This is a genomic window from Enterobacter sp. 04-C-12-SI-ECC, from assembly GCF_047530715.1.
Classification (GTDB): Bacteria; Pseudomonadota; Gammaproteobacteria; order Enterobacterales; family Enterobacteriaceae; genus Enterobacter; species Enterobacter bugandensis.
In genome coordinates, this window is record NZ_JBLKDI010000017.1 from 114,831 (window position 1) to 125,557 (window position 10,727).

The window sequence follows — 10,727 nt, forward strand, 5'->3', positions numbered from 1 at the left end:
TACCCGGCCTACGTTACTACATCAGCAATGTTACTGGTATTCGCTCATCGGCACGCAGGAGCAGAACAGATTACGGTCGCCGTAAACGTCATCAAGACGCTTCACGGTCGGCCAGTATTTGTTTGCCACGCCTGCCGGGAAGACGGCCAGCTCGCGGGAGTAACCGTGGTTCCACTCTGCCACCATCTCGTGCTGGGTATGCGGGGCGTTGACCAGCGGGTTATCTTCCAGCGTCCATTCGCCGTCCTGCACGCGGTCGATCTCCATGCGGATGGCCAACATCGCGTCGATAAAGCGGTCCAGCTCGGCTTTGCTTTCAGACTCGGTCGGCTCCACCATCAGCGTCCCCGCAACCGGGAACGACATGGTTGGCGCGTGGAAGCCGTAGTCGATCAGACGCTTGGCGATATCCAGCTCGCTGATGCCGGTCTGCTCTTTCAGCGGACGAATATCCAGAATGCACTCGTGCGCCACGCGACCGTCGCGGCCGGTATAGAGCACCGGGAAGGCGGACTTCAGGCGAGTCGCAATGTAGTTGGCGTTCAGAATAGCCACCTGGCTCGCCTGCTTCAGCCCTTCCGCGCCCATCATGCGGATGTACATCCAGCTGATTGGCAGGATTGATGCGCTGCCGAACGGGGCCGCAGAGACCGCGCCCTGACGGGTCAGCATGCCTTCAATCTGCACCACGCTGTGCCCTGGCACAAACGGCGCCAGGTGCGCTTTGACGCCAATTGGCCCCATGCCCGGGCCGCCACCGCCGTGCGGAATGCAGAAGGTTTTATGCAGGTTCAGGTGCGACACATCCGCGCCAATGAAGCCCGGAGAGGTGATGCCCACTTGGGCGTTCATGTTCGCGCCGTCGAGGTAAACCTGACCGCCAAACTGGTGCACCACTTCGCACACTTCACGGATGGTCTCTTCGTACACGCCGTGGGTGGACGGGTAGGTCACCATGATGCAGGAGAGCTTGTCGCCCGCCTGCTCGGCTTTCGCACGCAGGTCGGCCAAATCGATGTTGCCGTTCTTATCGCACGCTACCACCACCACTTCCATGCCCGCCATCTGGGCTGAGGCCGGGTTGGTGCCGTGGGCGGAGCTTGGGATCAGGCAGATATCGCGGTGGCCTTCGTTACGGCTTTCGTGATAGTGACGGATCGCCAGCAGGCCCGCGTATTCACCCTGCGCGCCGGAGTTCGGCTGCATGCAGAGCGCGTCGTAACCGGTCAGCTTCACCAGCCAGTCTGAAAGCTGGTTGATCATCATGTGATAGCCTTCCGCCTGTTCTGGCGGGCAGAACGGGTGCAGTTCGGAGAATTCAGGCCAGGTAATCGGGATCATCTCTGCCGCGGCGTTCAGCTTCATGGTGCAGGAGCCCAGCGGGATCATCGCCTGGTTCAGCGCCAGATCCTTGCGCTCCAGAGAGTGCATATAGCGCATCATCTCGGTTTCGCTATGATAGCGATTGAACACCGGGTGAGTCAGGATCGCGTCATTGCGCAGCATGCTTTCCTGAATGGAGCGGCTGTCGAGCGCGACCTCTTTGTCGAGCGTATCAACGTCCAGACCGTGTGCGTCGCCCAGCAACACGCTGAACAGGCTCAGGATATCGTCGCGAGTGGTGCTTTCATCCAGCGTAATGCCGACCGCGTTGTGGATGTCGCTGCGCAGGTTGATTTCTGCTGCATTCGCGCGCGCCAGCACGGCGGCTTTGTCTGCCACTTCCACGCACAGGGTGTCGAAGTAGTGCGCGTGGCGCAGCTTGAGGCCCTTCTGCTGCAGGCCGCAGGCCAGAATATCGGCCAGGCGGTGAATGCGGCTGGCAATGCGCTTCAGGCCAGCCGGACCGTGGAATACCGCATACAGGCTGGCGATGTTTGCCAGCAGTACCTGGGAAGTACAGATGTTGGAGTTCGCTTTCTCGCGGCGGATATGCTGCTCGCGGGTCTGCATCGCCATGCGCAACGCGGTATTACCGGCAGCATCTTTTGACACGCCAATGATACGGCCTGGCATGGAGCGTTTGAATTCATCTTTCGCGCCGAAGAACGCCGCGTGCGGGCCGCCGTAGCCCATCGGCACGCCGAAGCGCTGCGCGGAGCCGAATACAATATCCGCGCCCTGTTTGCCCGGCGCCGTCAGCAGCACCAGCGCCATAAAATCGGCGGCAACGCTGACAACCACTTTGCGGGATTTCAGCTCGGCAATCAGCGCGCCGTAGTCGTGAACTTCGCCGGTGGTACCCACCTGCTGCAGCAGCACGCCGAAGACGTCCTGGTGATCCAGCACTTTGTCGGCGTCGTCGACGATCACCTCAAAACCGAAGGTTTCTGCACGGGTGCGCACCACGTCCAGCGTCTGGGGATGCACGTCCGCCGCTACGAAGAAGCGGTTAGCATTTTTCAGCTTGCTTACGCGTTTTGCCATCGCCATCGCTTCGGCAGCGGCGGTCGCTTCATCCAGCAGAGAGGCGGAAGCGATATCCATACAGGTCAGATCCAGCGTCACCTGCTGGAAGTTCAGCAGCGCTTCCAGACGCCCCTGGGAGACTTCTGGCTGATAAGGGGTGTAAGCGGTGTACCAGCCCGGGTTTTCCAGCATGTTGCGCAGGATAACCGGCGGTAACTGCACGTTGGTGTAGCCCATGCCAATGTAAGACTTATAGCGCTTGTTGAGGCCTGCAATAGCCTTCAGCTCCGCCAGCGCGGCGAACTCCGTGGTGGCTTCCCCTACCTGAGGCGGCGTGGCAAGCTGGATGTCTTTTGGCACAATCTGGCCGATCAGTGCGTCTAATGAATCCGCGCCAACCGTCTTCAGCATCTCCTGCTGTTGCTGAGCATCCGGCCCAATGTGACGTTCAATGAAGGCGCCACGGTTTTCAAGCTGGCTTAAAGTCTGTGTCATGAGCGATGGTTCCTGAAACGTGCAGTGAATCGTAGTTATCTGTAACGCTGTTGCCCGGTGGCGCTACCGCTTACCGGGCCCTGTAAGCCGGATAAGCGCAGCGCCATCCGGCACAACGTTATTCGTCTTCCAGTAGTGCTTCGTACGCGGTTGCATCCAGCAGCGCGGCAACTTGCGATTCGTCGCTGGCTTTGATCTTGAAGATCCAGCCGCCCTCATACGGCTCGCTGTTGACCAGCTCTGGCGAATCGCTCAGCGCGTCGTTGACCGCAACAATCTCGCCGCTTACCGGTGCGTAGATGTCTGATGCCGCTTTTACGGACTCCGCCACGGCGCAGTCGTCGCCCGCGCTAACGGTCGTGCCCACGTCAGGCAGGTCAACAAACACCATGTCGCCCAGCAGCTCCTGCGCGTGCTCGGTAATCCCTACGGTGTAAGTGCCGTCCGCCTCTTTGCGCAGCCACTCGTGTTCTTTGCTGTATTTCAGTTCTGCTGGCACATTGCTCATTGAAGTTCTCCTGATAAAAATAGTTAGGCGACCGGCTTACCGGCGCGAACAAAAATCGGTTTGGTCACGTGGACCGGCATTTCGCGGTTGCGGATTTGCACTACCGCCGTGTCGCCAATGCCCGCCGGCACGCGAGCCAGTGCAATACTGTAGCCCAGCGTCGGGGAGAAGGTACCGCTGGTGATCACGCCTTCGCGATGATTGCCGTCAGCATCGGTAAAGCGCACCGGCAGCTCGCCGCGCAGCACGCCTTTTTCCTTCATCACCAGTCCCACCAGCTGTTCGGTGCCCTTCTCGCGCTGCATCTCCAGCGCTTCACGGCCAATAAAATCACGGTCAGCCGGTTCCCACGCGATGGTCCAGCCCATGTTGGCCGCCAGCGGAGAGACGCCTTCATCCATTTCCTGACCGTAGAGGTTCATGCCCGCTTCCAGACGCAGCGTATCGCGCGCGCCCAGGCCCGCAGGCTTCACGCCCGCTTCTACCAGCGCACGCCAGAAATCGGCAGCTTTCTCGTTCGGCATCGCAATTTCGTAGCCCGCTTCACCGGTATAGCCGGTGGTGGCGATAAACAGATCCCCCGCCTGCACGCCGAAGAACGGCTTCATGCCTTCGGTGGCGGTGCGCTGCTCGTCGCTGAACAGAGACGCGGCTTTTGCCTGCGCGTTCGGCCCCTGCACGGCGATCAGCGACAGATCGTCACGGACGGTGATGTCGATGGCATAAGGTTCGGCGTGTTGGGTGATCCAGGAGAGGTCTTTTTCGCGGGTGGCGGAGTTTACAACGAGGCGGAAGAAATCTTCGGTGAAGTAGTAGACGATAAGGTCATCAATCACGCCGCCCGAGGCATTCAGCATGCCGGTATAGAGCGCTTTGCCCGGCGTCTTCAGTTTGGCGACGTCGTTTGCCAGCAGATAACGCAAAAACTCCCGGGTGCGGCTACCGTGCAGATCGACAATCGTCATGTGGGACACGTCGAACATACCGGCATCGGTGCGCACCGCGTGGTGCTCATCAATCTGCGAGCCGTAGTGCAGCGGCATCATCCAGCCATGGAAGTCCACCATGCGGGCGCCGCATAACACGTGTTGTTCGTACAAAGGAGTCTGTTGAGCCATCTTGTCCTCGTTGAAAAATTCACCGTGAAACCCGGTATCGGCCTCGTTCCCGAATGCCGACGCAAACGTTCTCTTTTACCTGAACTTACCACCGAAACCGGCGGTTAACCATAAGGTAAAACGGGTCATCACATTAGCTTATGACCAAAAAACGCTGAAAAGCCTACAGAGTTATTCACTGGAAAAATGCGATTAACCCCGCACAAAATTAACAATGATCTAACAGGATTTAGCACATAGTGATATTTCATGCGGAAAAATGGGCCGAATTTCCGTCACGTAAAAATCACGACATGAGAATAACTAATGCGAAAAATGGCGTGGAATTAGAATATTTCAAACGAGGGGATTTCCCCGGCGCAAAGGCCGGGAAAATAAAGTGTGACGGGGATCGAGGTTAGCGTAACCAGTCGGGAAGATCGTTAAGACCCATTGCCTGACGAAGAAGTTGAGGTTTGACACCGGGAAGGGTGTCGGCCAGCTTGAGGCCGATATCGCGCAGCAGTTTTTTCGCCGGATTTGCCCCGGCAAACAGCTCGCGGAAGCCCTGCATTCCTGCCAGCATCATCGCCGCACTGTGCTTGCGGCTGCGCTCGTAGCGACGCAGATACAGATGCTGACCGATATCTTTACCTTCACGGTGCAGGCGACGCAGTTCTTCCACCAGTTCCGCCGCGTCCATAAAGCCGAGGTTAACGCCCTGCCCGGCCAGCGGATGAATGGTATGGGCCGCATCCCCCACCAGCGCCAGACGGTGCGCGGCAAACTGACGCGCGTAGCGGCCGGTTAACGGGAAAACCAGCCGCTCGCTTTCAAGCGTGCACAGGCCAAGGCGGTTATCAAACGCCACGCACAGCGCCTGGTTAAAGGCCTCCGGCGTCGCATCCTGCATCTGCTGCGCTTTCTCCGGCACCAAGGACCAGACAATCGAGCACAGGTGCGGTTCGGCAAGCGGCAGAAACGCCAGTATGCCGTCGTTGTGGAAAATCTGCCGCGCAACGCCGCCGTGCGGCTCTTCAGTACGGATCGTTGCCACCATCGCATGATGGCGGTAATCCCAGTACGTCAGCGGGATATCAGCCTTGTTGCGCAGCCAGGAGTTAGCGCCGTCGGCACCGACCACCAGACGCGCGGTCAGCATGTCGCCGCTTTGCAGGGTGATAAACGCCTCGTTTTCGCCCCATGCCACCTGCTGGATCTGCGCAGGCGCAACCAGCGTCACGTCGCTGCACTGCTCTGCTTTCTGCCACAGCGCGTGGTGGATCACCGCGTTTTCAACGATGTGCCCCAGATGGCTATAGCCCATGCTTTCATCATCAAAGGCAATATGGCCAAAGCTGTCCTTGTCCCACACTTCCATGCCGTGATAGCAGCTGGCGCGCTGGGCGACGATATCTGACCAGACGCCGAGACGCGTCAAAAGCTTTTCGCTGGCCGCGTTAATCGCCGACACGCGGAGTTCCGGCGGGGCATCTGATGCGACAGGCTGGGGCTGCTTTTGCTCCAGCACGGCCACGCGCAGGCCGCTGCCCTGTAATCCACAGGCCAGCGCCAGCCCAACCATTCCGCCGCCAACGATGGCAACATCAACATTTTGCACAGTGATAACTCCTTAACGCGCGACCCAACCCAGGGTCCGCTGCGCCAGCACGTCACGTGCCGGAATGAACAGTTCCATCGCCATCAGCCCGAGGTTGCGACCAACAACCAGCGGCGCCCAGCGATTGGCAAAGAGATGGACTAAACCATCGGTGACGCCAATTGTCGCCTCTTTATCGGCCTGACGTCGCGTCTGGTAATGGCTTAGCACCGGGTAAGCGCCACAGTCTTTTTGTTCGCTCCACGCCTGCGAAAGCGTTTCGGCCAGGCTCATCACATCCCGCAGGCCGAGGTTAAAGCCCTGCCCGGCGATGGGGTGGAGGGTTTGCGCCGCGTTGCCGACCAGCGCCACGCGGTGAGAAACAGACTGTGATGCCGTGGTTAACGACAGCGGATAGACCGCACGTTTCCCGGCATGGGTAATACGCCCCAGCCGCCAGCCAAAGGCTTTCTGCAGCTCGGTACAAAAACGTTCGTCGGACCAGGATTTAACCTCTTCGGCCTTTTCCTGCGGGTGGCACCAGACCAGCGAGCAGCGCCCGCCCGTCATCGGCAGCATCGCCAGCGGGCCGTGCTGGGTGAAGCGCTCAAACGCCCGGCCGTTGTGTTCTGCTGCGGTCGAGACGTTCGCGATGACTGCGACCTGCCCGTAAGGCTGCTGCCGCCACGCTACGCCGCACTGGGTGCCGAGCGCCGAGCGCGACCCGTCAGCCGCCACCAGAAGCTGCCCGTCGAGCACGGTGCCATTGTCCAGCGTTACGCTGACCGCATCTTCACTGCGGGTGAAGCTGGCAACGCGTGCCGGGCAGTGCAGCGTGACGCCCGGCGCGTCCTGCAACAGGCGGAACAGGCGCAGGCCAATATCGTGCAGTTCAACGACCTGACCCAGCGCATCAATACGGTAATCATGGGCATCCAGCGTCACAAACCCGGCATGACCGCGATCGCTCACGTGCACGGTATTAATGGCGGTAGCGCAGTCGGCAATGGCCTGCCAGATGCCAATGCGGGATAGCTGCTGGCAGGTGCCCTGCGCCAGGGCAATGGCGCGGGAATCAAACCCAGGGTGATTCTTCGCCTGCGGCGCGACGGCTTCAACCAGATGCACCGGAAGCTGCCCCTTCGTCAAATGCGAGATGGCTAACGCCAGCGTGGCGCCGGTCATGCCGCCGCCAACAATAATCACGCTCATACGCGCGCCGCTGCCATCAGCGCCTCGATATCGTCCGCTTTTTTCACCACGCTCGCGGTCAGGTTTTCGTTGCCGGTTTCGGTGATGACGATGTCGTCTTCAATACGAATGCCAATTCCGCGGTATTCCTCTGGCACGTCGGCATCCGGCGCGATGTACAGCCCCGGCTCGACGGTCAGCACCATGCCCGGTTCAAGCACGCGCGAACGTTCAGGGCCGTACGCGCCCACGTCGTGCACGTCCAGCCCCAGCCAGTGGCTCAGGCCGTGCATAAAGTACGGGCGGTGAGCATTCTCGGTAATCAGGGTGTCGACATCCCCTTTGAGGATCCCAAGCTTAACCAGCCCGGTAATCATGATACGCACCACCTCACCGGTCACCTCCTGAATGGAGGTGCCCGGGCGATACAGCTTCAGCGCCGTCTCGAGTGATTCGAGAACGATGTCATAAATCGCCCGCTGCGCTGGCGAAAACTTGCCGTTCACCGGGAAGGTACGCGTGATGTCGCCGGCGTAGCCCTGATATTCGCAACCGGCGTCAATCAGCACCAGATCGCCGTCGCGCAGCGCGCTTTCGTTTTCGGTGTAGTGCAGAATGCAGCCGTTTTCCCCGCCGCCAACGATGGTGTTGTAGGAGGGATAACGCGCGCCGTGGCGGTTAAATTCGTGGTGAATTTCGCCTTCCAGCTGGTATTCAAACATTCCGGGACGACATTTTTCCATCGCGCGGGTGTGCGCCAGGGCGCTGATTTCGCCCGCACGGCGCAGCACGTTCAGCTCTTCTTCAGATTTGAACAGACGCATCTCGTGCACCACCGGACGCCAGTCCGTGAGGGTGGCGGGCGCGGACAGGTTCTGCCGCGAGCCTTTACGCAGTTTTTCCAGCGCGTTGAAAACAATCTCATCGGCGTAGGCGTATTCGCCCTGCGCGTGGTAGAGCACGTCGAGGCCATTAAGCAGCTGATAGAGCTGCTGGTTGATTTCGCTAAACGCCAGAGCGCGGTCAACGCCCAGCTTTTCCGGGGCGGCCTCTTGCCCTAAGCGGCGGCCAAACCAGATCTCAGCGGTTAAGTCTCGTACGCGGTTGAAAATCACGCTGTGGTTGTGGGTGTCATTGCTCTTAATCAGCACCAGCACCGCTTCCGGCTCGTTGAAGCCGGTGAAGTACCAGAAATCGCTGCTCTGGCGATAGGGGTATTCGCTGTCGGCGCTGCGCGTCACTTCCGGCGCGGCAAAAATCAGCGCCGCGCTTCCCGGCTGCATGTTTGCCAGCAGCGCCTGACGACGGCGCAAATACTCTTGTTGCGAGATAACCATGACACCCTCCTGTGCGTTATTTTTCTTAATGTAAGGTTGGCTTGCGAACTTCCGGCGCGGTCGGCTGCGAGCGCGTAAAGTTGTCGTGGCACAGCAGCGCCGCCACGCGCACGTACTCGATGATCTCTTCGAGAGACATTTCCAGCTCTTCCTGATCTTCCTCTTCATCGTAGCCAAGCTGGGCGATGTTGCGCAGATCGTCAATCGCTTCACCCGCTTCGCCGGTGACTTTATCAAGCTTAGGCTGGGTGACGCCCAGGCCAAGCAGATAGTGGTTTACCCACCCCGCGAGCGCATCGGCGCGATCGAAGACGCTGACATCGTCGCCTTCAGGCAGATAAAGCTGAAAAAGGAAGCCATCGTCTTCCAGCGAATCGCTGGTTGCCGCGTGCATTTTTCGCAGCGCTTCCGCCAGTTCGTGGCCAAACGCCAGCCCTTCGTTGGTGAGGTCGTGGATCAGCGGCTGCCATGAGCTGTCGCTGTTTCCGCCGCACAGTATGCCGCTGATCAGACCGTGCATTTCGGCAGGGGTAAGACCGACTCCCTGCTGGTTCAGTAACTGGTTTAAATCCTTGTAACCAGGCATTTCGTTCTGTATAGACATACGCATTCGTCATCAAAGGGAGGATATTCATGATATGCTACCACTTTGGACCCTGGTGATACCAGAAAAGGGCTTGTATCTTCACATCAGGGTAGCTATAGTGTCGCCCCTTCGCAGCCCCCCGGGGCAGTAAGCGAAGGCAGCGCAGTCAATCAGCAGGAAGGTGGCATGTCTGCACAACCCGTCGATCTCCAGATTTTTGGCCGTTCACTGCGAGTGAATTGTCCACCTGAACAAAGGGATGCTTTGAATCAGGCTGCGGACGATTTGAATCAGCGGTTGCAAGATCTAAAAGAACGCACTAGAGTCACAAATACTGAGCAGCTGGTTTTCATCGCCGCGTTGAACATCAGCTATGAACTGACTCAGGAAAAAGCGAAGACCCGCGATTACGCGGCCAGCATGGAGCAACGCATTAAAATGCTCCAGCAGACCATTGAACAGGCGTTGCTTGATCAAGGTCGCAATCCCGAAAGACCGGGACCAAAGTTTGAATAACACTTCGCAGTTGACTATGGTAGAGTAACTGTGAAGACAAAATTTCTCTGAGATGTTTGCAAGCGGGCCAGTCCCCTGAGCCGATATTTCATACCACAAGAATGTGGCGCTCCATGGTTGGTGAGCATGCTCGGTTCGTCCGAGAAGCCTTAAAACTATGACGACACATTCACCTTGAACCAAGGGTTCAAGGGTTACAGCCTGCGGCGGCATCTCGGAGATTCCCTCTCTCTTCTTCTACCGACTACGATGACTCAATTCCCTGAAGTTTCTGCTTCACGCCAGGACATCCGTCAGCTCATTCGCCAGCGTCGTCGCGCCCTGACGTCCGAACAACAAGCACACTTTGCGCAGCAGGCTGCTGCCCGCATGATGGCCTATCCGCCCGTGATGATGGCAAACACCGTCGCGCTGTTTCTCTCGTTTGACGGCGAACTGGACACCCAGCCGCTTATCGACCAGCTCTGGCGCGCCGGGAAAAAAGTTTACCTGCCGGTACTGCATCCGTTCAGCCGGGGCAATCTGCTGTTTCTGCATTACCATCCGCACAGCGAACTGGTGGTGAATCGTCTGAAAATCACCGAGCCGAAACTCGACGTGCGCGACGTATTACCGCTGTCCGAGCTGGACGTGCTGATTACGCCGCTGGTGGCGTTTGATGAGCAGGGACAGCGCTTAGGCATGGGCGGGGGGTTCTATGACCGAACGCTGCAAAACTGGCGGCAGTACGGGCTGCAGCCGGTAGGCTACGCGCATGATTGTCAGTGCGTGGAGGCGTTGCCGGTGGAGAAATGGGATATTCCGCTGCCTGCGGTGGTAACGCCAGGTAAAACGTGGCTTTGGTAGCATAAAGCCGGGTGGCGCTTACGCTTACCCGGCCTTGTATTATCCTCCCGTACAGAAAGAACCGGCCAGTTCTTTCTGTCAGGCAGTCCACATGCCGTACCCGGCCTTAGGCCACGAGCCTGTGTTGTAGATCCCTGCAGTG

The 10,727-nt window shown here is 58.8% G+C and carries 9 protein-coding genes and 1 other RNA gene; 3 read left to right on the forward strand and 7 right to left on the reverse strand.

The genetic code is table 11. The features are described 5' to 3' along the window. Positions 1-30 precede the first annotated feature (30 nt). The 7 genes from gcvP to ACMWL8_RS19330 form a co-directional block, all read right to left on the reverse strand. Positions 31-2,904, reverse strand: coding sequence for an aminomethyl-transferring glycine dehydrogenase (gene gcvP, locus ACMWL8_RS19300; protein ID WP_045260934.1), 2,874 nt, complete (start codon positions 2,902-2,904; stop codon positions 31-33). 118 nt (positions 2,905-3,022) lie between these two features. After that, entirely contained in the window at positions 3,023-3,412 is a 390-nt protein-coding gene (gcvH, locus tag ACMWL8_RS19305; protein ID WP_008499718.1) for a glycine cleavage system protein GcvH, read from the reverse strand. A gap of 23 nt (positions 3,413-3,435) precedes the next feature. Beyond that, entirely contained in the window at positions 3,436-4,530 is a 1,095-nt protein-coding gene (gcvT, locus tag ACMWL8_RS19310; RefSeq protein ID WP_045260935.1) for a glycine cleavage system aminomethyltransferase GcvT, read from the reverse strand. Between the two features lie 397 nt (positions 4,531-4,927). After that, positions 4,928-6,130 (reverse strand): FAD-dependent 2-octaprenylphenol hydroxylase, encoded by a 1,203-nt coding sequence (gene ubiI, locus ACMWL8_RS19315; RefSeq protein WP_045260936.1) that lies wholly within the window; start codon positions 6,128-6,130, stop codon positions 4,928-4,930. A 12-nt stretch (positions 6,131-6,142) separates the two neighbouring features. Further along, the gene (ubiH, locus tag ACMWL8_RS19320) at positions 6,143-7,321 is read right to left on the reverse strand and encodes a 2-octaprenyl-6-methoxyphenyl hydroxylase (RefSeq protein WP_045260937.1); all 1,179 of its coding nucleotides are present in this window, start codon (positions 7,319-7,321) and stop codon (positions 6,143-6,145) included. Continuing rightward, positions 7,318-8,631 (reverse strand): Xaa-Pro aminopeptidase, encoded by a 1,314-nt coding sequence (gene pepP / locus ACMWL8_RS19325; protein WP_120247341.1) that lies wholly within the window; start codon positions 8,629-8,631, stop codon positions 7,318-7,320. Before pepP ends, ubiH begins: the two co-directional genes overlap by 4 nt. A 31-nt stretch (positions 8,632-8,662) precedes the next feature. Further along, the gene (locus ACMWL8_RS19330; protein ID WP_028014333.1) at positions 8,663-9,241 is read right to left on the reverse strand and encodes a YecA family protein; all 579 of its coding nucleotides are present in this window, start codon (positions 9,239-9,241) and stop codon (positions 8,663-8,665) included. Positions 9,242-9,409: 168 nt separating this feature from the next. On the opposite strand from ACMWL8_RS19330, the gene zapA reads away from it, so the two are divergent. From zapA to ACMWL8_RS19345, 3 genes are all read left to right on the forward strand, one after another. Continuing rightward, positions 9,410-9,739: a cell division protein ZapA gene (gene zapA / locus ACMWL8_RS19335; RefSeq protein ID WP_006811891.1), complete on the forward strand. Its 330-nt coding sequence runs from the start codon at positions 9,410-9,412 to the stop codon at positions 9,737-9,739. A gap of 41 nt (positions 9,740-9,780) precedes the next feature. Next, positions 9,781-9,964, forward strand: a non-coding RNA gene (gene ssrS, locus ACMWL8_RS19340) — 6S RNA. Between the two features lie 24 nt (positions 9,965-9,988). Continuing rightward, positions 9,989-10,585, forward strand: a complete 597-nt coding sequence (locus tag ACMWL8_RS19345) for a 5-formyltetrahydrofolate cyclo-ligase (RefSeq protein ID WP_045260939.1) — start codon at positions 9,989-9,991, stop codon at positions 10,583-10,585. Positions 10,586-10,727 lie beyond the last annotated feature (142 nt).